Annotated in this window: 20 protein-coding genes; 6 read left to right on the top strand and 14 right to left on the bottom strand. The window is 64.0% G+C overall.

The window, feature by feature from the left end:
* Nucleotides 1-2 precede the first annotated feature (2 nt).
* Both AC1RWL_RS21855 and AC1RWL_RS21850 read right to left on the bottom strand, forming a co-directional pair.
* The gene (locus tag AC1RWL_RS21855) at nucleotides 3-1,004 is read right to left on the bottom strand and encodes a Gfo/Idh/MocA family protein (RefSeq protein ID WP_493096167.1); all 1,002 of its coding nucleotides are present in this window, start codon (nucleotides 1,002-1,004) and stop codon (nucleotides 3-5) included.
* Nucleotides 1,001-2,047 carry a LacI family DNA-binding transcriptional regulator gene (locus AC1RWL_RS21850; protein ID WP_493096168.1) on the bottom strand — a complete coding sequence of 349 codons (1,047 nt, stop codon included), beginning with the start codon at nucleotides 2,045-2,047 and terminating at the stop codon, nucleotides 1,001-1,003. Before AC1RWL_RS21850 ends, AC1RWL_RS21855 begins: the two co-directional genes overlap by 4 nt.
* Nucleotides 2,048-2,395: 348 nt before the next feature.
* On the opposite strand from AC1RWL_RS21850, the gene AC1RWL_RS21845 reads away from it, so the two are divergent.
* From AC1RWL_RS21845 to AC1RWL_RS21835, 3 genes are all read left to right on the top strand, one after another.
* Nucleotides 2,396-3,562: a dihydrodipicolinate synthase family protein gene (locus AC1RWL_RS21845; protein ID WP_493096169.1), complete on the top strand. Its 1,167-nt coding sequence runs from the start codon at nucleotides 2,396-2,398 to the stop codon at nucleotides 3,560-3,562.
* A gap of 94 nt (nucleotides 3,563-3,656) precedes the next feature.
* Nucleotides 3,657-4,346: a uracil-DNA glycosylase gene (ung, locus tag AC1RWL_RS21840; protein ID WP_493096170.1), complete on the top strand. Its 690-nt coding sequence runs from the start codon at nucleotides 3,657-3,659 to the stop codon at nucleotides 4,344-4,346.
* Between the two features lie 33 nt (nucleotides 4,347-4,379).
* A complete protein-coding gene (locus AC1RWL_RS21835) occupies nucleotides 4,380-5,354 on the top strand; it encodes a squalene cyclase (protein ID WP_493096171.1) in 975 nt (324 codons plus the stop codon).
* 22 nt (nucleotides 5,355-5,376) lie between these two features.
* Here AC1RWL_RS21835 and AC1RWL_RS21830 read toward each other — a convergent pair whose 3' ends face one another.
* The 6 genes from AC1RWL_RS21830 to AC1RWL_RS21805 form a co-directional block, all read right to left on the bottom strand.
* A complete protein-coding gene (locus AC1RWL_RS21830; RefSeq protein WP_493096172.1) occupies nucleotides 5,377-6,327 on the bottom strand; it encodes a nucleoside hydrolase in 951 nt (316 codons plus the stop codon).
* Nucleotides 6,328-6,367: 40 nt separating this feature from the next.
* On the bottom strand, nucleotides 6,368-7,603 hold the full coding sequence (locus AC1RWL_RS21825; RefSeq protein WP_493096173.1) for an NAD(P)/FAD-dependent oxidoreductase: 1,236 nt from the start codon (nucleotides 7,601-7,603) through the stop codon (nucleotides 6,368-6,370).
* Nucleotides 7,604-7,720: 117 nt separating this feature from the next.
* Nucleotides 7,721-8,563 carry a metal ABC transporter permease gene (locus tag AC1RWL_RS21820; RefSeq protein ID WP_493096174.1) on the bottom strand — a complete coding sequence of 281 codons (843 nt, stop codon included), beginning with the start codon at nucleotides 8,561-8,563 and terminating at the stop codon, nucleotides 7,721-7,723.
* Complete coding sequence (locus AC1RWL_RS21815; protein ID WP_435266361.1) at nucleotides 8,560-9,432, bottom strand: metal ABC transporter permease; 873 nt, start codon at nucleotides 9,430-9,432, stop codon at nucleotides 8,560-8,562. Before AC1RWL_RS21815 ends, AC1RWL_RS21820 begins: the two co-directional genes overlap by 4 nt.
* Nucleotides 9,429-10,298: a manganese/iron ABC transporter ATP-binding protein gene (locus AC1RWL_RS21810; RefSeq protein WP_327508727.1), complete on the bottom strand. Its 870-nt coding sequence runs from the start codon at nucleotides 10,296-10,298 to the stop codon at nucleotides 9,429-9,431. Before AC1RWL_RS21810 ends, AC1RWL_RS21815 begins: the two co-directional genes overlap by 4 nt.
* A complete protein-coding gene (locus AC1RWL_RS21805; RefSeq protein ID WP_493096175.1) occupies nucleotides 10,295-11,185 on the bottom strand; it encodes a metal ABC transporter substrate-binding protein in 891 nt (296 codons plus the stop codon). Before AC1RWL_RS21805 ends, AC1RWL_RS21810 begins: the two co-directional genes overlap by 4 nt.
* Nucleotides 11,186-11,422: 237 nt before the next feature.
* Between AC1RWL_RS21805 and AC1RWL_RS21800 the strand changes: the two genes are divergently transcribed.
* Nucleotides 11,423-12,112 (top strand): hypothetical protein, encoded by a 690-nt coding sequence (locus AC1RWL_RS21800; RefSeq protein WP_493158479.1) that lies wholly within the window; start codon nucleotides 11,423-11,425, stop codon nucleotides 12,110-12,112.
* 183 nt (nucleotides 12,113-12,295) lie between these two features.
* Here the strand turns inward: AC1RWL_RS21800 and lysS are convergent, their stop codons facing one another.
* The 6 genes from lysS to AC1RWL_RS21770 form a co-directional block, all read right to left on the bottom strand.
* Complete coding sequence (gene lysS, locus AC1RWL_RS21795) at nucleotides 12,296-13,825, bottom strand: lysine--tRNA ligase (protein WP_493096177.1); 1,530 nt, start codon at nucleotides 13,823-13,825, stop codon at nucleotides 12,296-12,298.
* An 11-nt stretch (nucleotides 13,826-13,836) separates the two neighbouring features.
* Nucleotides 13,837-15,306, bottom strand: a complete 1,470-nt coding sequence (gene gltX / locus AC1RWL_RS21790; RefSeq protein WP_493096178.1) for a glutamate--tRNA ligase — start codon at nucleotides 15,304-15,306, stop codon at nucleotides 13,837-13,839.
* A 131-nt stretch (nucleotides 15,307-15,437) separates the two neighbouring features.
* Nucleotides 15,438-17,210, bottom strand: a complete 1,773-nt coding sequence (locus tag AC1RWL_RS21785; protein ID WP_493096179.1) for an SLC13 family permease — start codon at nucleotides 17,208-17,210, stop codon at nucleotides 15,438-15,440.
* Nucleotides 17,211-17,511: 301 nt separating this feature from the next.
* Nucleotides 17,512-18,264 carry a TerC family protein gene (locus tag AC1RWL_RS21780; RefSeq protein ID WP_435266354.1) on the bottom strand — a complete coding sequence of 251 codons (753 nt, stop codon included), beginning with the start codon at nucleotides 18,262-18,264 and terminating at the stop codon, nucleotides 17,512-17,514.
* 98 nt (nucleotides 18,265-18,362) lie between these two features.
* Nucleotides 18,363-19,217: an AraC family transcriptional regulator gene (locus AC1RWL_RS21775; protein WP_493096194.1), complete on the bottom strand. Its 855-nt coding sequence runs from the start codon at nucleotides 19,215-19,217 to the stop codon at nucleotides 18,363-18,365.
* A gap of 73 nt (nucleotides 19,218-19,290) precedes the next feature.
* On the bottom strand, nucleotides 19,291-19,950 hold the full coding sequence (locus AC1RWL_RS21770; protein ID WP_256119839.1) for a TetR/AcrR family transcriptional regulator: 660 nt from the start codon (nucleotides 19,948-19,950) through the stop codon (nucleotides 19,291-19,293).
* A gap of 147 nt (nucleotides 19,951-20,097) precedes the next feature.
* On the opposite strand from AC1RWL_RS21770, the gene AC1RWL_RS21765 reads away from it, so the two are divergent.
* A complete protein-coding gene (locus AC1RWL_RS21765) occupies nucleotides 20,098-21,300 on the top strand; it encodes an HlyD family secretion protein (protein WP_256119838.1) in 1,203 nt (400 codons plus the stop codon).
* A 27-nt stretch (nucleotides 21,301-21,327) separates the two neighbouring features.
* Nucleotides 21,328-22,920: a DHA2 family efflux MFS transporter permease subunit gene (locus AC1RWL_RS21760; protein WP_439623832.1), complete on the top strand. Its 1,593-nt coding sequence runs from the start codon at nucleotides 21,328-21,330 to the stop codon at nucleotides 22,918-22,920.
* The last annotated feature ends 2 nt before the right edge of the window (nucleotides 22,921-22,922 follow it).

Genomic DNA, 22,922 nt, shown 5'->3' with positions numbered 1-22,922 from the left:
ACTTAAATTCCAGGTTCGATACGGACCGCCCGGCCCGTGCGCGCCGCCTCGACGACGGCAAGCCCCGCCGCGAGCGACCAGACGCCGTCTTCGCCGGTCGCGGACGGTTTGCCTTCGCCCTTGATGGCCGCATAGAAGGCCGCAAGGGCGGTTTCATAGAGATTGCGATGGTCGAGCAGCAATTCCTGCTCGCCGCTCGCGTCGCGCAGCGTCACGGTGCCGGCGGCGCGCTGCGTCATGACATTGCGGCCGATCAGCGAGCCGTCCGTGCCATGCACTTCCAGGCCGGTTTCAGCGAATTTGGTGGTGAAGCCATCGTGGAACTGGGCGATCACGCCATTCCGGAAGCGCAGCACGCCCATCACGGCATCCTCCAGCCCCGCCTTGCCCATGCCGCCGGCCTGCGCGAAGGCGATCGCCTCCGCCGGATCGTCGTCGAGCACGAAGCGCAGCGTGTCGGTGTCGTGCACGGTGATATCGAGGATGACGCCGCCGCCGGCTTCCGGGCGATCGAGCCGCCAGCCCTGCAGGTGCGGCGGCAGATAGACGGCGTGGAAGACGCGGGCGGAGAGTGGGGTGCCGATGCGGCCGGCCTTGATCGCCTCGCGCATCGCCCCGTGCGTCGCCGCATTGCGCAGGTGATGGTTGGTCGCCATGACGACGCCTGCGTCGCGGGCGGCCTGGACCATCGCCCGGGCATCATCGAGCGACATGGCGAGCGGCTTTTCGCAGAGGATGTGTTTGCCCGCCTTGGCGGCGGCCAGCGCCTGGTCGCGGTGCAGTTCATTGGTCGTCGAGATGTAGACGGCGTCGATGCCGGGATCATCGACGATTTCGGCGAGCGTCGTTACCGATTTCGCGATGCCCTGCTCGGCCGCATAGGCCTTGCCGCGCTCGGCGTTCGTGCTCATCACGGAGACGATTTCGCCGCCCGTCGCGCGGATCGCGCCGATCATCCATTCCTTGGCGATCGTGCTCGCCCCGATCAAACCCCACCGTGTCATGCCGAAATCCTCCTCGTCTTATCCTTCAGCCCGGCGCCGCAGCTCTGGCGCACCACGAGGCGCACGGAACTGACGATCGCCTCGGGCTCCACCCGGCCCGCATTGACCTGTTTCAAAAGCATCTGTGCCGCCCGCCGGCCCATGCCCTGCGGATCGACGGACACCGTCGTCAGCGCCGGCACGGCGGTCTCGGCCTCGATCACGTCGTCGAAGCCGACCACACCGAAATCGCGGCCGGGCTCCTTGCCGGCGGTACGCAGGCCGTCGCAGACGCCGAAGGCGGCCGCGTCGTTGAAGCAGAGGGCGGCCGTCGGCGGCTCGGGCAGCGAGAGCGCGCGCTCGATGGCGGCGACCCCGCCGGCCCGCGATGCCGTCGAGCCGATGACGCAGCTGTCGGGCGCGTCGAGGCCGGCTTCCGCCAGCGCATCGCGCCAGCCCTGCACGCGTTCGGCAAAGACCGTGGTGTTCGCGATGCCGCCGAGAAAGGCGATGCGGCGATGGCCGAGGTCGATCAGGTGCCGCACGGCATCCTTCGCGCCGGCATAATTGTCGGAAAACAGCGTCGAGACCTTCGCGCCGACCACGTTGCGCACCACGGCGACGACCGGGATGCCGCTTGCGGCGAGCGGCTTCAGGTCGGACGCTTCCGTGCCGCGGGCGGGGGAGATGATGAGGCCGGCAATACCGTGTTCGCGCATCGAGGCGATGACCTCGCGCTGGCGATCGACGCTTTCGGCGGAATTCGACAGGAACTGCACATAGCCGGCGGACTGCATGACCATGTCCATGCCCACCGCAAGCTCGGCGAAGAAGGAGTTGGTGAGGTCGTTGACGATGATGCCGATGATGCGCGAGGAGGCGGATTGACGAAGGTTCGCAGCACCACGATTGTAGACATAGCCGAGTTCGCGGATGGTGGCGTTGACCTTGGCGCGCGTCGTCTCGTTGACGAGCGGGCTTGACTGGAGGACGAGCGAGACGGTCGATTTCGACACGCCGGCGGCGCGCGCAATATCGACGACGGTCACCCGGCTCTTGTTCACTGTCATCCTCCCTCAGCGGTGCGAAGTCTGCCCGCTTGTTGGTTCTAATTAATTGGATCGTTCCAAATTTGTCAAGCGGGACTGCCAGATATTTTGTCGGTTGGATTCGAGGAAAGGAGTATCGGTTGCCAATGTTCTTCTGAATTGCGCGTGTTTTCGGGAGAGGTCGGAGTTGACATCCTGATCAATATTTTGTGTATTTTCAAATACTTACGGAAATGCTGCGCCACGCTCTCTTTGTTGAGGAGGCGTCATGGTTGGGGACGTCGCGGCGCCAGGCATTAAAAATCACCTTGAAATTTGGAACGATCTAAATTATTGCCGTGGAAAACCCCTTGGGAGGATTTCATGTCGATCAGCCTTACCCTGCCGCAGACGGATGGTGGCCTTGCCCGTTACGATCTTATCGGCACGCCGCTTGCCCGGCCGTCCGCGCTGCCGCGCTTCAACCGTATCGCCTATGCGGCGGCGCATGTGGTCTCCGACCCGCGCCGCGATGTGCGGCCGTGGGAAGCGCCGGCGGTTGACTGGGACGCGACGCTGGCCTTCCGGCACCATCTCTGGTCGCTCGGTTTCCGCATCGCCGAGGCGATGGATACGGCGCAGCGCGGCATGGGGCTCGATTGGGCGGGTGCGCAGGAGCTGATCAGCCGTTCGCTCGCCGAGGCGCGCACGGTGCCGGGCGCCGATCTTGCCTGCGGTGCCGGCACGGACCATCTCAACCCGGCCGATGCGCGTTCGCTGGACGATGTGATCCGGGCCTATGAGGAGCAGGTCGGCTTCGTCGAGAAACATGGCGGCCGGGCGATCATGATGGCGAGCCGCGCGCTTGCCCGCCTTGCCACGTCGCCGGACGATTACCGCAAGGTCTACGGCCACATCCTCGGCCAGGCGAAGGACAAGGTCGTTTTGCACTGGCTCGGCGACATGTTCGATCCGCAGTTGAAAGGCTATTGGGGTTCGGACAGTTTCGAGCCGGCGCTGGATGCCGTGCTCTCGATCATCGAGGAGAACCGCGAAAAGGTCGAGGGCATCAAGATCTCGCTGCTCGAAAACGCCAAGGAAGTGGCACTGCGCGATCGGCTGCCGGAGGGCGTGCTGTGCTTTACCGGTGACGATTTCAACTATGCCGAACTGATCGAGGGCGATGGCCGTAAATACAGCCATGCGCTGCTCGGCATTTTCGATGCGGTGGCGCCGCAGGCCTCCAAGGCACTCGCTTCGCTTGCCGCTGGCGATGTCGAGACGTTCCGCGCCGTCATCGAGCCGACGGTGCCGCTGTCGCGCAAGATTTTCGAGGCGCCGACGCAATATTACAAGGCGGGCGTCGTGTTCCTTGCCTGGCTGAACGGCCACCAGGACCATTTCACCATGCCGGCCGGCATGCAGTCCGCCCGCGGCGTCATGCATTATGCTGATGTCTTCCGCCTTGCCGACCAGGCGAATGTGCTCGACAAGCCGGACTTGGCGGCCGCGCGCATGAAAAGCCTGATGACGGTGCTGGGCGTCGCCTGAGATTAGCTGTGGATGACCGGCCCTTTGGCCGGTCCTCCCGGCCATCCGGCGTTAAACTCCGCTTCCTTTCGCAAGTGCTGGACGGGAGCGGACGATGACGGATGTGAAGATCGGCGAGAGCTGGAAGGCCCCTCTTTCGGCGGAATTCTCCAGCCCCTACATGGCCGACCTCAAGAAGTTCCTGCTGGAGCAGAAGCAGGAGGGGCGGCGCATCTTCCCGAAGGGTGCGGAATATTTTCGCGCGCTCGACCTGACGCCGCTCGACGAGGTGCGCGTCGTCATCCTCGGACAGGACCCCTATCACGGCGAGGGGCAGGCGCATGGCCTGTGTTTCTCCGTGCAGCCGGGCGTGCGCATCCCGCCGTCGCTGGTCAATATCTACAAGGAGATGCAGACGGACCTCGGCATCGCACCGGTGCGCCATGGCTTTCTGGAACATTGGGCCAAGCAGGGCGTGCTGCTGCTCAACAGCGTCCTGACGGTGGAGATGGGCCGCGCGGCCTCGCATCAGGGTCGCGGCTGGGAGCGGTTTACCGATGCCGTCATCCGCGCCGTCAACGAGCAGGAAAAGCCCGTCGTCTTCATTCTCTGGGGCTCCTATGCCCAGAAGAAGGCGGCCTTCGTCGATCGCAGCCGCCATCTCGTGCTGCGCTCCGCCCATCCGTCGCCGCTCTCGGCGCATAATGGGTTCCTCGGTTCCAAGCCGTTTTCGCAGGCGAATGCATTCCTCGAAGAACATGGACGCAAGCCGATTGACTGGCAGCTTCCCGCGACGCCGGAATAGAAATTGCCATGCGGGGCTGCTAGACTTCGCTCCATGGCTCCCTCCGGCTCGGTCATCGACTGGCTTCTCGCTTCGGATCCCGCGATCCGCTGGCAGGTGCTGCGCGATCTCCTCGATGCGCCGGAAGCGGCGTGGCAGGCCGAGCGCGCCAAGGTGGAAACCGAAGGCTGGGGCGCGGAACTTCTCTCCCATCAGGATGCGGACGGGCAATGGGCCGGCGGCGCCTTCATGCCGGCGGATTATTCGGAAGAGAAATGGCGCGAACTCGGCCAGGCCTGGACCGCCACCTGCTTTTCGCTCCAGCAGCTTTACGATTTCGGCCTCGATCCCACATCGGAACGCGCGCAGCGCACGGTGGATCTTATCGGCCGGAATTCCCGCTGGGACCATGACGGCCAGCCTTACTGGGACGGTGAGGTGGAGGAGTGCATCAACGGGCGCACGGTGATAGCCGGGGCCTATTTCGGCGTCGATGTCTCGCCGATCGTCACGCGCCTGCTCGGCGAACGCCAGGCCGATGGCGGCTGGAACTGCGAGCGCTGCAACGGCTCGCACCGCTCTTCCTTCCATTCAACGATCAATGTGCTGGAAGGCCTTCTCGCCTATGAGGAGGCGGTGGGCGCCACGGCCGAAACGCGGGCGGCACGGGCGGCGGGTGAGGAATATCTGCTGGAACGCGGCCTGTTTCGCCGTTTGAGCACCGGCGCACCGGCCGATGAGCGTTATCTGAAATTCCTGCACCCGAACCGCTGGCGCTACGATGTCTTGCGCGGGCTCGAATATTTTCGCGCAGCGTCTCTTGCGACCGGCGCGGCGCCCGATCCCCGCCTCGGCGAGGCCATCGACCATCTGCGCGCCCGCCAATCGCAGGATGGCACCTGGCCGCTCGACTGGCAGCTCAAGGGGCCGGTGTGGTTCGAGATGGAGGTGGTGGGAGAGCCTTCGCGCTGGGTTACGCTTCGGGCATTGCGCGTCCTCAAATGGTGGGAGGAATACGCCGGCCGGTGACGGGCATCGGCCGGCGGGTTTTTCAGCGAACGAGCGTTTCGTCGAGCAGCGCCATCACCTTTTCCGAATCGATGCCGATGCAGGCGTGCTGGCTGGGCTGGTCGTCCCAGTTGCCGGGCGGGAAGCTGCGCGCGTCAGGCTTCTGGATTGTCTGGCCATCGGCGATACCGCCGGCCACGACGCGGATCGCGCCCGAACGGGTGGTGAAGAGGTCGGGTGCCACGAGGTAGATGCAGGCGCAGCTATCATGCACCACCATGCCCTCGTCCTTCACATGCTGGCCATAGAAGTCGATATAGAACTGCGAGATGTCGGAGAGCAGCTTCAGGTGCTTGCCGTTCTGCGCGGTCAGTTCGGCGAGGCGCTTGCGCGTCATCACGGTCTTCATCGTCACATCGAGGCCGACGACGACCACCTTCCACGGCGCCATCATCACCGCATCGGCGGCTTCCGGGTCGCCATGGATGTTCGCTTCGGCGGCGGGCGTGATGTTGCCGGGCACGTCGAAGGCACCGCCCATGATGATGACCTGTTTGACGAGGCCTGCAATCGCCGGGTCTTCCTTCAGCGCATAAGCGAGGTTCGACATGCGGCCGACGGCGATCAGCGTCACCTCGCCGGGATTTGCCCGGACCGTCTCGATGATGAAGCGGGACGCGGAACGCGGGTCGAGCGGCAGGTCGATCGTTTCCGGCACGTCGATATTGCCGAGCCCGTCATGGCCGTGGATCATCACCGGCCAGTCGATCGGGTTGCGCATCGGGTTGTAAGTCTTGCCGTCACCCTTGGCGACAGGTGCTTCGATACCCCATTCACGCTTCAGGAACAGCGCGTTGCGCGTCGTCGTCTCAATGGAGGCATTGCCGAAGACGGTGGTGATGCCGATCAGGTCGATCTCGGGGTGATTGTGCAGGAACAGCAGCGCCATCGCGTCGTCGACGCCGGGATCCGTATCGAAAATAACCTTATGCATGGTCGGTCTCTTGTTTGTTGTTGTTATGGAGATCGCGCGCCTACTGGAAACGGGCGATGGAAAAGGGGGCGAGCGCCGCGTCGCCTTCGCCGGCGAGCAGGCGCGCGACATGGCGGCCGGTCGTTGCCGACAGCGTCAGGCCGAGATGGCCGTGGCCGAAGGCAAAGGCGATGCGCGGATCGCCGGGATGCAGGCTGATCACGGGCAGCGTGTCCGGCGTCGAGGGACGGCGGCCCATCCATTCCGTGCCGCCCTCTTCCTGGAGATCCGGCACATAGCGGCGCATTTTCTTGCGCATGGCGGCGGCGCGCTTGTAGTTGGCGGGAGCTTCCGGCGAGGCGAGCTCCACCGCGCCGCCGATGCGCAGCGCATTCTCGAAGGGCGTGGCGACGAAGCCGTGCTCGGAGAAGAAGACCGGCATTTCCAGCGTGGTCGACGGGTTCATGAAGGTGGTGTTGTAGCCGCGCTCGGTTTCGAGCAGCACCGTCAGGCCGAGATCGGCGACGAAGCGGCGCGACCAGACGCCGGCGGTGATGGCGAGGCGATCGAAGGTGAATTCCCGTCCGCCTTCCGTCCGCACGAGGACGCCGTTTTCCGCGCGCGCAACCGAAGACACGGTGGCGTCCAGCAGCGTCGCCCGTTCGCGCAGCACCGCCTGGAGGCGACGCAGGAAGGTCAGCGGATAGTCGAAGGTCTTGTAGCCGTCGCTGAAGATTGCGCCCGCGAAGGCGCCCTGCAAGGCGGGCACGCGGCGGCGGGCTTCCTCGGCCGTCAGCTTCTCGATATTGCAGCCGATCAGCCGGGCATTTTCCGCCTCATGGGCGAAGGTCTTGTCGCGGGCAGCAGTGCTATCGAAGACGGTGAGCGCGCCGGTGTCGCGCAGATGGCCGCTGATGCCGGCCAGGGTGCCGAGGCGCACATGATCGGCCTCCGCGGTCTTCATGAGGGAGAGCATAGCGGCGCGGCTGGCGGCGACCTTGTCCGCGCTTGCCGAAATCAGGAAGCGGATGAGCCAGGGGGCGAGTGCCGGCAGATCCTGCCAGCGCACGGTGAGCGGCCCCTGCGGGTCGAGCAGCCATTTCGGCACGGACAGCAGCATGCCGGGCCGGGCGAGCGGATCGATCTCCGGCACCGCCAGGATGCCGGCATTGCCGACGGAAGCCGGCAGGCCGCCGGCGTCCCGCTCCAGGATGGTGACGCTGTGGCCCTGCTCCAGCAGATTGAGCGCTGTGGCGCAGCCCATGAGGCCGCTGCCGACGATACCGATATGCGCCATGCCGTCCCGTGCTTGTTCTATCTTTCGTTGCGACCGGCCGCGAAGCACCGCCTGTCGATCGCGCGGGACGATAGACGTAAACCGGACGTCTGTCGACAGACCCCCGCCCGCGCCGGATCAGGTCTCCTGCGCGGGCTTGCGGCTTTGCAGCACGTTCCAGAGGAAGGCGAAGACGAAGAGGATGGTCATCAAAAGCACGATGGTCGGGGCTGGCGCACTGTCGATGATGAAGCTCAGCCAGATACCGAAGAAGGTGGCGCCGAGGGCGACGCTGACCGCGACCATCAGCATGCTCGGGAAGCGCCGCGTGACGAGGGCGGCGATGGCGCCCGGTGCCACCAGCATGGCGATGGCCAGGATGATGCCGACCGCCTTCAGCGCGCCGACGACGACGAGCGACAGCACGGCGAGCAGGCCGTAATGCAGCAGGTTGACGGGCAGGCCGATGGCGGACGCGTGCTGCCGGTCGAAGGCATGCACCAGCAGGTCCTTGCGGAAGAGCAGGATGAAGGCCGTGGATGCGGTGGCGATCGCTGCGGTTTCCACAAGATCGGACACGGCGATGCCGAGCATGTCGCCGAACAGGATATGATCGAGATGGATATCCGGCTGGATCTTGACGTAGAGTACCAGGCCAAGCGCGAACATGCCGGAGAAGACGATGCCGAGGATCGTGTCTTCCTTCACCCGGCTGTTGTCCTTGAGGTAGCCGGCGGCGAGCGCGCAGAACAGGCCGGCGACGAAGGCGCCGGCCGCAAAGGGCAGGCCGACGACATAGGCGATGACCACGCCCGGTAGCACGGCATGGGAGACCGCGTCGCCCATCAGCGACCAGCCCTTCAGCACGAGGTAGCAGGAGAGCAGCGCCATCGGCACGGCGATCATCAGCGTCACCAGGAAGGCGTTCTGCATGAAGGCGAGCTGGAAGGGCATGATCGCGAGTTCGAGCGTCTCGTTCATGGCTGGGCGCCTTCCGCGGGTTCAAGCGCCAGCCGGCCCTTGCGGCGCGCGGCGAGGAGGCCGTGTTTCGGGGCAAAGAGGAAGGCGAGCAGGAAGATCACCGTCTGCAGCACGACGATGATGCCGCCGGTGGCGCCATCGAGGAAGTAGGAGATATAGGCGCCGACGAAGCTGGTGCCGGCGCCAAGCGCTGCTGCGATGACGATGAGGCGCTGGAAGCGGTCGGTCAGCAGATAGGCGGTGGCCCCCGGCGTCACCACCATGGCGATGACCAGGAAGGCGCCGACCGTCTGCATGGCGGCGACCGTGGAGGCGCTGAGCAGGGTGAAGAACAGGATCTTCAGGCCCGTCGGGTTGAGGCCGATCGAGCGGGCGTGGCTCTCGTCGAAGAAGGTGACCATCAAGTCCTTCCACTTCAAAAGCAGGATGAGCAGCGTGACGGCGCCGATAATGGCGAGCTGGATCGTATCCTCCGGGCTGACGGCGAGGATATTGCCGAGTACGATGGTCTGGATGTTCACCGGCGTCGGCGAGAGCGAGACCATGAAGAGGCCGAGGCCGAAGAAGGAGGAGAAGATCATGCCGATGATCGCGTCTTCCTTCAGCTTGGTCTTGCGGTTGAGGAAGAGCATGGCGGCGGCGGCGAGCCCGCCGGACAGGAAGGCGCCGGCCGCAAAGGGCAGGCCAAGCATATAGGCGCCGGCAACGCCCGGCACGATCGAGTGCGAAAGTGCATCGCCGATCAACGACCAGCCCTTCAGCATCAGATAGGCGGAGAGAAAGCCGCAAATACAGCCGACCAGCGCGCTGACCCACATGGCGTTGACCATGTAGCCGTAGCCGAAGGGTTCGAGCAGGGTATCGATCACGGTGTCTTCTCCGTGTCGCGCTCGCCGTAGATGACGAAGGGGCGCTCGTCGTCGGTGATGACCTTGACTGTGCGCTTGTCCTCGTCGTCGTGCAGATCATGGCCGCCGAGGATGAAGTGGCGCAGAACGCCGCCGAAGGCGCGTTCCAGGTTGGCTTCCGTGAAGGTTTCCTTCGTCGGGCCGGAGGCGATGACCGTGCCCTTGACGAAGACGGTGCGGTCGCAGAAATCCGGCACGCTGCCGAGATTGTGGGTGGAGACCAGCATGACGCGGCCTTCGTCGCGCAGTTTGCCGAGCAGCTCGACGATCTGTTCTTCCGTGTTGACGTCGACGCCGGTGAAGGGCTCGTCGAGCAGGATCACCTGGCCCTCCTGCGCCAAGGCCCGGGCGAGGAAGACGCGTTTGCGCTGGCCGCCGGAGAGTTCGCCTATCTGGCGCTTGCGGAAGGCGGCCATGTTGACGCGCGTCAGCGCCTCATCGACCAGGTCGTGGTCGTGTTTGGTGGGGATGCGCAGCCAGTTCATGTGGCCGTAGCGGCCCATCATCACCACGTCCTCGACCAGCACCGGGAAGGTCCAGTCGACCTCTTCGGCCTGCGGCACGTAGGCGACGAGGTTCTTCTTCAGCGCTTCCTTCACGGAGAGCCCGAGGATCGTCACCTTGCCGGCGGCGACCGGCACGAAGCCCATGATCGCCTTGAAGAGCGTGGATTTGCCCGCACCGTTGACGCCGACGAGAGCGGTGATCGTGCCCTTCGGCACGGAGAAGCTCGCATGGCGCAGCGCCGTCATGCCGTTGCGATAGGTGACGGTGACATCCTCGGCGACGATGCCGTCCACCCTCTTCGGCTTGCTGCCCATCATCATTGCGAAAGGCCTTTCACGATGGTTTCGGAGGTCACGCGCAGCAGATCCAGGTAGGTGGGCACGGGGCCGTCCGCCTCGCTCAGCGAGTCGACATAGAGGATGCCGCCATAGGTGGCGCCCGTCTCGGCGGCGACCTGTTTTGCCGGGTCGGCCGAGACGGTGCTTTCGGAGAAGACGACGTGGATATTGTGCTCGCGCACCGCGTCGATCACCGCCTTCACCTGTTTCGGCGTGCCCTGCTGGTCGGCGTTGATCGGCCAGAGGAAGAGTTCCTTCAAACCGAAATCGCGGGTGAGGTAGCTGAAGGCGCCTTCGCTGGTGACGAGCCAGCGCTTGTCTTCCGGCAGCGCATCGATCTTCGCCTTCATCTCCGCGCCGAGCGCCGTGATCTTCTCGCTATAGGCCTTGGCATTGGCGTCGTAGGTCGCGGCATTGGCGGGGTCGAGGGCGACCAGCGCCTTGCGGATATTCTCGACATAGATCAGCGCATTGCTGGGCGACATCCAGGCATGCGGGTTCGGCTTGCCCTCATAGGGACCTTCCACGATGCTCATCGGCTCGATGCCCTCGCTGACCGTGACATTCGGCACGTCGCCGAGATTGGCGAGGAATTTCTGGAACCAGAGTTCGAGGTTGAGGCCGTTCCACAGAACCAGCTTGGCATCCTGCGCCTTGAGGATATCGCGCGGCGTCGGCTGGTAGTTGTGGATTTCGGCACCCGGCTTGGTGATCGATTCCACCACGGCGGCGTCGCCCGCCACGTTGGAGGCGATGTCGGCGATGATGGTGAAGGTCGTCACGACCTTCGGTTTTTCCTGGGCGATGGCGGGTGCGGCTGACAGAAGCGGCAGGCTGAGAAGAAGGGCATGAAACGAACGGCGGAGCATAGGCTCTCCTGATCTGCTTTTGCGAATGAGTTGCATTAAACTATAAGGCGCTTTTGGCGCCTGTCAACGCAATTGCAAATCATTCGCAAAAACGTGCCGAAATCGCACGCATCGCGTTTAAACTTCCGAAACGCCCCGTGGGTAGAGTGCACGGAGTTCGCGCGCTCTCGGCGCGTCCGTGTTCTGCGTTCAAAGAGAAGTTTGTCGCCCGTGAAGCTCCTTCCGACCTCGTTCCGCTTGTCGCGGAAGCTTCTGATTATCGTCGCCGGTGTCGTCGTGCTGACGGGCGCGTCGGGCGCCGCTGCGATCTTCGTCGGCCGTGACGCACTGCTCGGCCCGCCGGCGGAACAGGTTTCCGGCGTCGCCTGCACGACCATCACCACCGTGCGGCTCGACCGCAACGGGCAGCACTGGCTGCGCAAATATGTGCGCTCCGACGCCAAGGACGGGGCGGTTCGCATCAAGACGGCGCTGCGCGTTGCCGGTGCCGTGTCCAATCACGAGGAAGCCGATCTCTACCAGGTCATCCTGCTCGATGCGGCAGGTCCCGTGAACCGCGCCGACATGCGCGGCCGCGCCATCGGCGCCGAGGTGCTTTTCGCCCGCGATCCCTCGTCAATCCCCGGCATGACGGCGCCCTTCGTCGCGCGCTACACGGACGGCACGCCCGCCGGCAACGGCGAATTCTACGGCGAGCGCAAGGAGCTGTCGCTGGACGAGATCAAGACCATCGTCACGGCGATGGACGAGCGGGCCGACTGCGTCGATCCGAATGCGGTGGCGGAAGAAGCCGGCGGCCATGGCGAGGCGAAGGCTGAAGGCGGCCACGAGGCACCGGCGGAAGGCCATGCTGCGGAAGGCGAGGGCGGTGGCGAGCATGCTGCGGCCGAAGAAGGCTCGCATGAGGTTGCCGCGAGCGAACATTAAATGCGCTGAGGCGATTTGCCCCCTCATCCCGCTGCCGCGACCTTCTCCCCGCAAGCGGGGAGAAGGGATATGCGGAACCGACTTCCCGATTTTAGGAGACCATGGAGCTTTGTCCCTTCGCCCCGCTTGCGGGGAGAAGGTGCCGGCAGGCGGATGAGGGGTCATGCCGGCGGCGTGTGGGTCTCAGTCCGCCTTCGCCCGGCGGGCCGGGAAGAGGATGACGTCGCGGATCGACGGGGCGTTGGTCAAGAGCATGATCAGGCGGTCGACGCCGATGCCGAGGCCGCCTGCGGGCGGCATGCCCTGGTCGATGGCGTCCAGGAACTCGTCGTCGAGCTGCTTGGATTTCTCGCCGCGGGCATGGGCCTGTTCGAGCTGCTCGACCATGCGGGCGCGCTGCTCTTCGGGGTCATTGAGTTCGGAGAAGGCGTTGCCGAGTTCCCAGGTGTTGCAATAGGTCTCGAAACGCTCGACGAGGCGCGGTTCGCCCGGCACTTCCTTGGCGAAGGGCGAGATGTCCTTCGGAAAATGCGTGACGTGCGACGGCTGGATCAGCGTCGGCTCGACCTTCTCCTCGAAGATGAAGGCGAGGCATTCGCCCCAGGTCCAGTCCTTCTCGACTTCAAAGCCGGCCGCCTTGGCGGCAGCGCGCGCTTCCTCGTCGGTCTTGATGGCGAGGAAGTCGATGCCGGTCGCTTCCTTGACGGAATCGGGCATCGGCACGCGCTTGAACGGACCCTTGAAGGAGAGTTCCTTGTCGCCATAGGCGAATTCCGTCGAGCCATGGATCTTGACCGCCAGCTCGGCGAAGAGGCGCTCCACGAGGTCCATGATGTCCTCGTAGTCGGCATAGGCCCAGTAGCATTCCATCATCGTGAATTCGGGATTGTGCCGGGTGGACACGCCCTCATTGCGGAAGTTGCGGTTGATCTCGAACACCTTGTCGGTCAGGCCCGAGACCAGCGTGCGCTTCAGGAACAGTTCCGGCGCGATGCGCAGGAACATGTCGAGCTTCAGCGTGTTGTGGTGCGTCTTGAAGGGCTCGGCCGTCGCACCGCCATAGACGGAGTGCAGCATCGGCGTCTCGACTTCCATGAAGCCGTCGTTTTCCATGAAGCGGCGGATGCCGGAGACGATCTTCGAACGCTGCTGGAAACGCAGCTTCGATTCCTCGTTGGTCATGATGTCGAGATGGCGCTTGCGGTAGCGGATTTCGACATCCGCCACGCCATGCCACTTTTCCGGCATCGGCAGCAGGGTCTTCGTCAGCATGACGATCTGCTGGGCATTGATCGTCAGCTCGCCGCGCTTGGTGCGGCGCACGACGCCCGTGACGCCGATGATGTCGCCGATGTCGATCATCGGCAGCAGGGCGCGCGCCTCTTCCGGCGTGGTGTCCTTGTGGCTGAAGATCTGAATCTTGCCCGAGGCATCATGGATATCCATGAACATGCCGGAATTGCGCGAGGAATAGACGCGGCCGGCAACCGTCACGACGTCGCCGCTCTCGGTGTCGAGTTCCAGCGTCTCGTACTTTGCCGCAAGCTCGGCATTGGTCATCGTCCGATGGAAATGCGCCGGATAGACGTCGCCGATGGTCTGGCGAAGCTGATCGAGCTTCTGGCGGCGGACTTCCGTCGGATCGGAGGAAAGGGTGGTTTCTGTCTTCTCGACTGCGGCACCGGAAGGCTGAAATCCCATCAAATCAGTCATCATTTTACTCCTTACTTTCCGCTACCGACAATCGAGGCGACGACCTGCGCCGCAATCTTCAGGCGCTGGCGCACGACGGAGCGGCCGAGGATCGCCATCGAGTCGAACAGCGGCAGCGAGCGCGACGAGCCGGAGACGGCGACGAAGAGCGGGGCCACGACGACCTTCAGCTTCTTGCCGAGCCGGTCGGCACTGGCACGCAGTTCCGCCTCGATGCTCTCAACGGTCCATTCCGGCATCTTTTCGAGGTCCGGCTGCACCTGGTTCAGCACTTCAAGGATTTCTTCCGGCGTGGATTTCACCTTGGCGAAGGCCTCCGGCGTCAGACCGAGATCCGACTTCAGCAGGAAGCCGGTGAGGTCGGGCAGTTCGCCGAGCTTGGAGATACGCGATTGCGAGAGTTTCAGGCCCTGGCGGATACGGTCGTTTTCCATCGCCCAGTTCAGCACGCGCGCCGTGAATTCCTCTTCCGTCAGCTGCTCGCGCAGCCAGCGGCCGTTCAGCCAGTCGAGCTTCTGGATGTCGAAGATCGCGCCGGCCTTGGAGAGGTTTTCCGGGTCGAATTTTTCGGCAAGCTGCTCCATGGTCAGGAGTTCTTCGCCCTCGGCGATCTGGATGAAGAACAGGCCCAGGAAGTTCATCAGCGCTTCCGGCAGGTAGCCGAGCGCGGAATAGTAGGAGATCGAGGTCGGGTTCTTGCGCTTGGACAGCTTCGACTTGTCGTGATTGCGCATCAGCGACAGGTGCATGAAGACCGGCGGTTCGAGGCCGAGATATTGGTATATGAGGATGTGCTTCGGCACCGAGGCAAGCCACTCCTCGCCGCGCGCGACATGGGTGATCTTCATCAGGTGGTCGTCGACCACATTCGCCATGTGATAGGTCGGCATGCCGTCGGCCTTGAGCAGGACCTGCATGTCGACGGCATCCCACGGGATTTCGACCGGGCCGTAGACGCCATCGACGAACTTGCAGGAGCCCTCGGTCGGGATCTTCATGCGCACGACATGCGGTTCGCCGGCATCGACGCGGCGCGTGACTTCTTCCGCGGAAATGTGCAGGCAGAGGCCGTCATATTTCGGCGGCTTGCCGGCGGCGCGCTGGGCCTCGCGCATTTCGGCCAGCCGCTCGGGCGTGCAGAAACACTTGAAGCCGTGGCCGTTGGCGACGATCTTATCGACGTAAGGACGGTACATGTCCTTGCGGTCGGACTGGCGGTAGGGGCCGTAGGGGCCGCCGATATCCGGGCCTTCCGACCATTCCAGCCCGCACCATTTCAGCGCGTCCAGCACCTTCTGCTCGAATTCCGGCGTGGAGCGCGTGGCATCCGTATCCTCGATGCGCAGGATGAAGGTGCCGTTGTGCTTCTTCGCGAAGAGATAGTTGAAGAGCGCGATATAGGCAGTGCCGACATGCGGCTCGCCGGTCGGGGAGGGTGCGATGCGTACGCGAACGCCGGAGGCGGTTCCGGAAGTGCTCATGATATGGCCCGTCTTGACTTATGGGAGGGAGAGCCCGATTTTGTGCCGTTTTAAACGGCGGGAAGAGGCTTTCCGTTGGGCTGGGTTGAGACCATATTCAGCCCGGCGCGTCAAGAAAAACTCCGCCAGCGTTACTTGACCGGCCAGACGGCGAGCAGCGTCGGCACGCTGACGATGACGATGAGGAAGGAAAGCGGCAGGCCGACGCGCGGATAATCGGCGAACTTGTAGCCGCCCGGCCCCATGACCAGCGTGTTGCACTGGTGACCGACGGGCGTGAGGAAGTCGCAGCCTGCGCCGATCGCCACTGCCATCAGGAAGGCCTCGGGCCGATAGCTGAGCGCACCGGCGAAACTGGCGGCGATCGGCGCCATGACGAGCACGGTTGCGGCATTGTTGAGGAAGGGCGTCACCGCCATGGCGGTGAGCAGGATGAGGGCAAGCGCGCCGAAGGGTGGCAGGTGTACGGCGACATCGCCGAGCCAGCCGGCGATGAGTTCGCTGGCCCCGGTCGTGCGCAGGCTGTCGGAGACGGGAATGAGGGCGGCAAGCATGACGAGGATCGGCCCGTCGAGTGCGGTATAGGCCTCGCGCAGCGGCACGGCCTTGAACAGCACCATGGCGACCGCGGCGGCGAAGAAGCCGGTCGCGACCGGCACGAGGCCGAGCGCGGTGGAGGCCATGGCGGCGATCAGGATCAGCACGGGGATGATCGCCCGGCGGGGTGCGCCGAGCAGGATTTCGCGCTGGGCAAGCGGAAGCAGGCCGAGTTCCGGCAGCAGTGTCGGCAGCGTGCGGTTGTTGCCCTGAAGCACGATCATGTCGCCGGGGCGAAGCCGCACCTCGGAGAGTTTTTCGCGCAGGCGCTGGCCTTGCCGGCTGACCGCGAGCAGGTTGATGCCGTAGGAATGGAACAGCGCGATGCTGCGCGCCGAAATGTCGATGAGGCGGCTGTCATTGCCGACGACGGCCTCGATGGCGCTGATCTCGCCCTCTTCGCCCCGCCCGGCGCGGATCGGCTTGCCGGAGAGCGTCAGGCCCGTGGCGGAGACCACCTTGTCGAGCGCGCCGGCCGTGCCTTCCATCAGGATCGTGTCGTTGACGGCAAGCCGCACGTCCGGCAATGGCGCCAGGTGGACATGGCCGCGAATGATGGCGGTCGCGATGACCTCGCCGTCGCCGTTCTTCAATATTTCGTTCAAGGACTTGCCGACCGAGGGCGAGCCTTCCTCCACTGTGGCGTCGGAGGAATAGGCGGCCGCCTCCAGAGATTCTTCGATGCTGGCGCTGCTGTTTTCCCGCTCCGGCACGATGCGGTTGAAGAACAGCATGAAGAGGATGCCGCAGACGGTGAGCACCGCACCGACCGGGGTGAAATCGAACATGGTGAAACTTGTGCCGGTGATTTCTTCCCGCAGCCGCGAGACGACGATGTTCGGCGAGGTACCGATCTGGGTCATCAGGCCGCCAAGCAGCGCCGCAAAGGCCATGGGCATCAGGAATTTCGAGGCCGGCGTGCGGGATTTCCTGGCGAACTGGAAGGCGAGCGGCATCATGATGGCGAGAGCGCCGATATTCTTGATGAAGGCCGACAGCACCGCCACCGAGACGAGCAGCAACGCGAGCTGGGCGCGCCGTTCGGTGAGGTTCGGAAAGAAGCGCTTGACCGCGAGATTGACGATGCCGGAGCGCGCGACGGCGGCGCTCACCATCAGCGCGCTGCCGACAATGATGACGATGTCGTCGCTGAAGCCGGAAAATGCCTTGTCGAAGGGCACGATGCCGAGCGCCAGCGCCAGCAGCAGCGAACAGCAGGCGACAAGGTCGTAGCGAAACCGTCCCCAGATGAACGCCGCCATCATCAGGCCGATGACGACGAAGGCGAAGGTCTGCTCGATTGTCATACTGTTAATGGCCCGTGCGGCAGGACGATGCTCGACATGAATTCCGTCAGGGCCTTTTCGGTTCCACCGTTAAACGACGAAAACCATTCATCAATTTTAGCGGAACAATCCCGCCGCTCAAACGCTTTTCCAGGAGAAGGCGGGTCGTGTCAACCGGACGCGGCGGGGATGGAGAACACGGGGATTTTTCCGGTTTCTTCCCGTGGCCAACGAAACGGCAGACGAGCTCCCAACCCGTCCGTCTCGTCTTCGATACAATTCAAAAAGAACCGGCGGGATGATGGTCCCGCCGGTTTTGTCTTCAGTGGGTGGTGGTGCCCTGTTTCTTCTGGCGCGCGCGCCGCGAGACCATGTTCAGGATTTCGACGAGGGCCGAGAAGGTCATGGCCGCGTAGACGTAGCCCTTCGGTACGTGGAAGCCCATGCCTTCGGCAATCAGCGTCGTGCCGATCATCAGGAGGAAGGCGAGCGCCAGCATGACGATCGTCGGGTTCTTCTCGATGAAGTTGGCGAGCGGGTTGGCGGCCAGCAGCATGACCGCGACGGCGACGACGACGGCAACCACCATGATCGGCAGATGTGGTGTCATGCCGACGGCGGTGATGATGCTGTCGACCGAGAAGACGAGGTCGAGCAGCAGGATCTGGCCGATCGCCGCCGTAAACGACGATGCGACCGCGCCGCCCACCATGTCTTCCTTGTGGTCGACGGGGTCGACATTGTGGTGGATCTCCTTCGTCGCCTTCCAGACGAGGAAGAGACCACCGGCAATCAGGATCATGTCCTTCCACGAGAATCCGTGGCCGAAGGCCTCGAACACCGGGGTAGTGAGCTGGACGATCCAGGCGATGGTGCCGAGCAGCCCGAGACGCATGATCAGTGCGAGCCCGATGCCGATGCGCCGCGCCTGAACGCGGTGTTCAGGCGGCAGCTTGTTCGTCAGGATCGAGATGAAGATAAGGTTGTCGATGCCGAGAACGACTTCCATCACGATCAGCGTGATGAGCGCAATCCAGGCGGCCGGGTCTTGCATGAGTGCAAGAATACTGTCCATCCGGTCTTCCTCTCCATGAATACGTTTTGAGAATGGCCTCCCGTATTTATGCAGATTTCAACCGCTGGCAAGCAGGCCGGCCGCGCTCTGTGCGGATTTCACGGATTCGTCATCCGATCGGCGAGCGGAAGCCAGATTTCCACCCGTCCGAGCCCGGTTTCCGGGTCGAAATCCTCGCCGTAGAATTCGAGCACGTCCGGAAACGCGCCGACCGTGCGGCCGGAGGCCGGCAGCCAGGTGCGGAAAGCGGCGTCGACCGTCGCCGGAATGCCGTTGACATGGCCCTGGTGCTGGAAAATCGCCCAGGTCTGCGCCGGTATCGTGACCGTCTCGAACTCCGCCGGCAGGTCGTCGTCCGTCGAGATGCGGGCGCCGGCGAGGTAGCGGAAACCGGCCTTGCCATCACTCAGCATGGTGCAGAGGCCATAGGCGGTCTTGTCGACCTGTCCCGGGATGTGGCCGAAATAGTCATTGAACTTCTGCCAGAGTGCTGGAATGCCGGCGGCCTTGCCGGGCGCGAAGTCGGCGGCGAGGCCGGTGATGGTGAAGGCATCCAGCGTTTCGATGCGCGGGGCGGGAAGATCGGTCTTTTCGATGGCGGACATGCGGATGGGCTCCTGAAGCGCGAGGCCGGCGAGGTCGCCCTTCGCACGCAGGGCTTCCGGCGTCAGGCCGAATTCCTCGCGAAAGGCGCGGGTGAATGCCTCATGGGAGCCGTAGCCGGCATCGAGCGCCACCGCCAGGATATCCTCGGCACCCGCGGCAAGCTGGCGGGCCGCCTCGGAAAGGCGGCGGGCGCGCAGATAGCGGTTGAGGTTCTGGCCGGTCATCTCGCCGAAGCGCCGCGACAGGTGATGGCGCGACATGCCGGCCATCGCGGCGATTTCGGAAAGCGCGATGGCGCGGCCGAAATGGCTTTCGATGAACCAGATGGCCTTGGCAACGGGATGCATGGACGTGTCGCTCCTCATGGACAGCCATCTTATGGCGTCCCCGGATACTCGTCACTTGATCGCGGTTGCGCTTTTAGGCCTTCGCGCCATAGGCGGCGAGGAAAACCCGGATGGCCGAGGCGACATTCTTCTCGATTGTGGCCCGCGGCGGCACGTCTTCCATGGAGCCGAAGATGCGCGGCTTGAAGAGGCCGACGGTGGTGAGCTCGATGAACTGCTTGGCGGCCTGCGCGGTGTCGTCCGACACGACGATGCCTGCGGCGACCTGCCGGTCGAGATAATCCTGCAGCACGGAGACCGGATTGATCGCCGAGGCGGAGAAGAAGCGGCTACAGAGTTTCGGCAGGCGATGGTTGGCCGCGATCACCATGCGCATGGCGCGGATCGTCTGGTCCGCCGTCATATGGGTGGCGAAGAGCATGCCGAAATCGTGCAGCGCCTTGTCGAGCGGCTGGTCGCTGTCCAGCGCATGGCGCACGGTTTCGGTCAGTTTCCGACGCTCGCGCTCGATCATGTCGCCGAACAGGTCTTCCTTGTTCTCGAAATAGACGTAGATCGTGCCCTTCGAGACGCCGGCCGCACGCGTGATGTCGTTCATGCTGGCGGCTTCGAAACCCTGTTCCATGAACACGCGTTTCGCCCCGTCGAGGATCTGCTCGCGCTTGGCGGGGTCCTCGCCGGCGACGCGGCGGCCCGTCTGCGGGGCGGCCAGTTTTTCTTCCGTCGTCTGCATCTCCGTTTTCCGTGCTCGCAACCTGGTGTAAACTATTTCGAACCGCGTGGTTCGATTTCCTCTTGATATGCGCGAGAAAGAAGACTATGTCAAATCGAACCGAACGGTTCAGTTCGGAATTTTTATCCCAGAGATGGTGGCACGTCCATGTCGACTACCCATGGCGCCGGCACGGCGAAGGTTCGTCCGGTCAATGATGATTTCCAGGCCGAAACCGCAGAGGCGCGGCCGGTGACGACGGCCGAAGCGGCCCCTGCCGCCACCGTCGCCCAGCCCGAGAAGAAAAAGAGCAGCCGCCGTTTCGTGCTGCCGCTCCTCGGCCTCGTGCTCGTCGCCGCCGGCAGCTGGTACGGTCACGAGTGGTGGACGAACGGCCGCTTCATGATCTCGACGGACGACGCCTATATCGAGGGCGACATCGCCTCCATCTCTCCGAAGGTCTCCGGCTATGTCGAGGTGGTGAACGTCGTGGCCAACCAGGCCGTCAAGGCCGGCGACCCGCTCGTGACGCTCGACAACGGCGACTACCGCCTTGCCAAGGAGCAGGCGGAAGCCCAGATCGCGACGCAGAAGCTGGCGCTCGACCGCATCGATGCGCAGATCGAGGGCGCCAAGGCGAGCCTCGCCCAGGCGGAGGCCCAGAAGACGGCCTATCAGGCAGCGCTCAGCGGCGCCGAAGTTGCCGAAAATCGTGCCAAGGAGCTGAACGCCAAGGCGGTCGGCACCACGGCCTCGCTCGACAGCGCCACCGTCGCGCTCGACCAGGCCAAGGCCAATCTCGTCGGCGCGGATGCCAATATCGTTGCTGCCAAGGCCAGCATCGCCGTGCTCCAGGCGCAGCGCAACGAATCCGAAAGCGAGGTCCGCTCTCTGGAACTCGCCCGCGACAAGGCGGAGCGCGACCTCGGCTTCACCGTGCTCAAGGCGCCCTATGACGGCGTCGTCGGCAATATCGCCGTGCAGGTCGGCGATCTCGTCTCGGCCGGCCAGCGGCTTGCGGCACTCGTTCCGGTGCGCGACCTCTATGTCGAGGCGAATTTCAAGGAAACGCAGATCGCCCATCTCGTGCCGGGCTCCAAGGTGCACCTGCATGTCGACGCCTATGAGGACGACGACATTCTCGGCACGGTGGATTCGATTGCGCCGGCCTCCGGTTCCGTCTTCTCGCTGCTGCCGGCGGAAAACGCCACGGGCAACTTCACCAAGGTCACGCAGCGCGTGCCCGTCCGCATCGCCATCCCCAAGGAGGCGCTGGACACGGGCAAGCTCAGGGCGGGCCTGAGCGTGGTCGTCGACGTCGACAGCCGTACGGCGCCGACTTCGACGGCGGTCGCCGCGAAGGCCGAATAGGCTTCATCCAGCAAAGGAGCGCGGGCCATGGCCGCGACCGCTCAACCCACAGCCGGCGCGATTGCGGCGGCGCCCGCCCAATCCGACAAGGTTCCCGTCCGCCGCGTCATCGCGTTCTTCGCGATGGTCTTCGGCATGTTCATGTCGATCCTCGACATCCAGATCGTCTCCGCCTCGCTTGCCGAAATCCAGGCGGGCCTGAGTGCGGGCACGGACGAGATCGGCTGGGTGCAGACCTCCTATCTGATTGCGGAAGTCATCATGATTCCGCTGTCGGGCACGCTCGCGCGCATCGTCTCGACCCGCGTGCTGTTTGCCGTGTCCGCCGCGGGTTTCACCGCCGCGAGCGCGCTCGCTGCCACCGCGACGAATATCGACCAGATGATCGTCTACCGCGCCATCCAGGGGTTCATCGGCGGCGGCATGATCCCCTCGGTCTTCGCGGCCGCCTTCACCATCTTCCCGCCCTCCAAGCGCAGCGTCGTCTCGCCGATGATCGGCCTCGTCGCGACGCTTGCACCGACGATCGGCCCGACGGTAGGCGGTTATCTCAGCCACGCCTTTTCCTGGCACTGGCTGTTTCTCGTCAACATCGTTCCCGGCATCATCGTGACGATCGTGACCTGGAACTTCATCGATTTCGACAAGCCGCAGCTTTCGCTGATGAAGAAGTTCGACTGGTTCGGCCTTGCCGCCATGGCCGTCTTCCTCGGCGCGCTGGAATATGTGCTCGAAGAGGGCAATGCCAACGACTGGTTCAACGACGAGCACATCGTGCTGGGCGCGGTCGCCTCGGTGATCGGCGGGTTGATCTTCTTCTACCGGGTCTTCTCGGTCGAGTTCCCGGTGGTGGATCTGCGCGCCTTTTCCAACCGGAATTTCGCCTTCGGCTCGCTCTTTTCCTTCGTGATGGGCATCGGCCTTTACGGGCTCACCTATATCTATCCGCTCTATCTCGGGCGCATCCGCGGCTATGATTCGCTGATGATCGGCGAGACCATGTTCGTCAGCGGCCTCACCATGTTCTTCACCGCGCCCATTGCCGGGGCGCTGTCGAGCCGCATGGATCCGCGGTTCATGATGATGATCGGTTTCGCGAGCTTCTCCTACGGCACCTGGATCATGAGCAGCCTCACGGTGGACTGGGATTTTTACGAGTTGCTCGTTCCGCAGATCCTGCGCGGTTTCGGCCTGATGATCTGCATGGTGCCGATCAACAACGTCGCGCTCGGCACGTTGTCGCCGGACAAGGTTCGCGGCGCCTCCGGCGTGTTCAACCTGACGCGCAACCTCGGCGGTGCCGTAGGGCTCGCCATCATCAACACAATCCTGACCCAGCGCCAGCAGGAGCACTATGCCCGGCTCTCCGAGCATGTGCAGTGGGGCAATCCGGAAGCCATGGACCAGATGCGCAACATGGCCGCGACCTATACGTCACACGGCCTCGACGGTGCTACCATCGCCATCCAGAAGATGGCCGGCCTCGTGCAGCGGCAGGCGACGATCCTGTCCTTCGCGGATGTCTTCGTGCTGCTGACAGTGCTGTTCGGCTCCCTTGTGTTTTGCGCCTTCATCATCAAGAAACCCCAGGCCGTCGGCGGTGGTGGCGGCGGGCACTGAAT

The sequence above is a fragment of the Shinella sp. GW821-FHT10F02 genome (assembly GCF_058809275.1).
The sequence above is the reverse complement of the archived record's forward strand: the minus strand, read 5'-3'. Positions and strand labels throughout refer to the sequence as shown.

What these genes read in the sequence shown, in the direction of transcription:
- AC1RWL_RS21855 (WP_493096167.1), bottom strand. Translation starts at nt 1,004, where the DNA reads ATGACACGGTGGGGTTTGATCGGGGCGAGCACGATCGCCAAGGAATGG.
- AC1RWL_RS21845 (WP_493096169.1), top strand. Translation starts at nt 2,396, where the DNA reads ATGTCGATCAGCCTTACCCTGCCGCAGACGGATGGTGGCCTTGCCCGT.
- ung (WP_493096170.1), top strand. Translation starts at nt 3,657, where the DNA reads ATGACGGATGTGAAGATCGGCGAGAGCTGGAAGGCCCCTCTTTCGGCG.
- AC1RWL_RS21835 (WP_493096171.1), top strand. Translation starts at nt 4,380, where the DNA reads ATGGCTCCCTCCGGCTCGGTCATCGACTGGCTTCTCGCTTCGGATCCC.
- AC1RWL_RS21830 (WP_493096172.1), bottom strand. Translation starts at nt 6,327, where the DNA reads ATGCATAAGGTTATTTTCGATACGGATCCCGGCGTCGACGACGCGATG.
- AC1RWL_RS21825 (WP_493096173.1), bottom strand. Translation starts at nt 7,603, where the DNA reads ATGGCGCATATCGGTATCGTCGGCAGCGGCCTCATGGGCTGCGCCACA.
- AC1RWL_RS21820 (WP_493096174.1), bottom strand. Translation starts at nt 8,563, where the DNA reads ATGAACGAGACGCTCGAACTCGCGATCATGCCCTTCCAGCTCGCCTTC.
- AC1RWL_RS21810 (WP_327508727.1), bottom strand. Translation starts at nt 10,298, where the DNA reads ATGATGATGGGCAGCAAGCCGAAGAGGGTGGACGGCATCGTCGCCGAG.
- AC1RWL_RS21805 (WP_493096175.1), bottom strand. Translation starts at nt 11,185, where the DNA reads ATGCTCCGCCGTTCGTTTCATGCCCTTCTTCTCAGCCTGCCGCTTCTG.
- lysS (WP_493096177.1), bottom strand. Translation starts at nt 13,825, where the DNA reads ATGACTGATTTGATGGGATTTCAGCCTTCCGGTGCCGCAGTCGAGAAG.
- gltX (WP_493096178.1), bottom strand. Translation starts at nt 15,306, where the DNA reads ATGAGCACTTCCGGAACCGCCTCCGGCGTTCGCGTACGCATCGCACCC.
- AC1RWL_RS21785 (WP_493096179.1), bottom strand. Translation starts at nt 17,210, where the DNA reads ATGACAATCGAGCAGACCTTCGCCTTCGTCGTCATCGGCCTGATGATG.
- AC1RWL_RS21780 (WP_435266354.1), bottom strand. Translation starts at nt 18,264, where the DNA reads ATGGACAGTATTCTTGCACTCATGCAAGACCCGGCCGCCTGGATTGCG.
- AC1RWL_RS21775 (WP_493096194.1), bottom strand. Translation starts at nt 19,217, where the DNA reads ATGCATCCCGTTGCCAAGGCCATCTGGTTCATCGAAAGCCATTTCGGC.
- AC1RWL_RS21770 (WP_256119839.1), bottom strand. Translation starts at nt 19,950, where the DNA reads ATGCAGACGACGGAAGAAAAACTGGCCGCCCCGCAGACGGGCCGCCGC.
- AC1RWL_RS21765 (WP_256119838.1), top strand. Translation starts at nt 20,098, where the DNA reads ATGTCGACTACCCATGGCGCCGGCACGGCGAAGGTTCGTCCGGTCAAT.
- AC1RWL_RS21760 (WP_439623832.1), top strand. Translation starts at nt 21,328, where the DNA reads ATGGCCGCGACCGCTCAACCCACAGCCGGCGCGATTGCGGCGGCGCCC.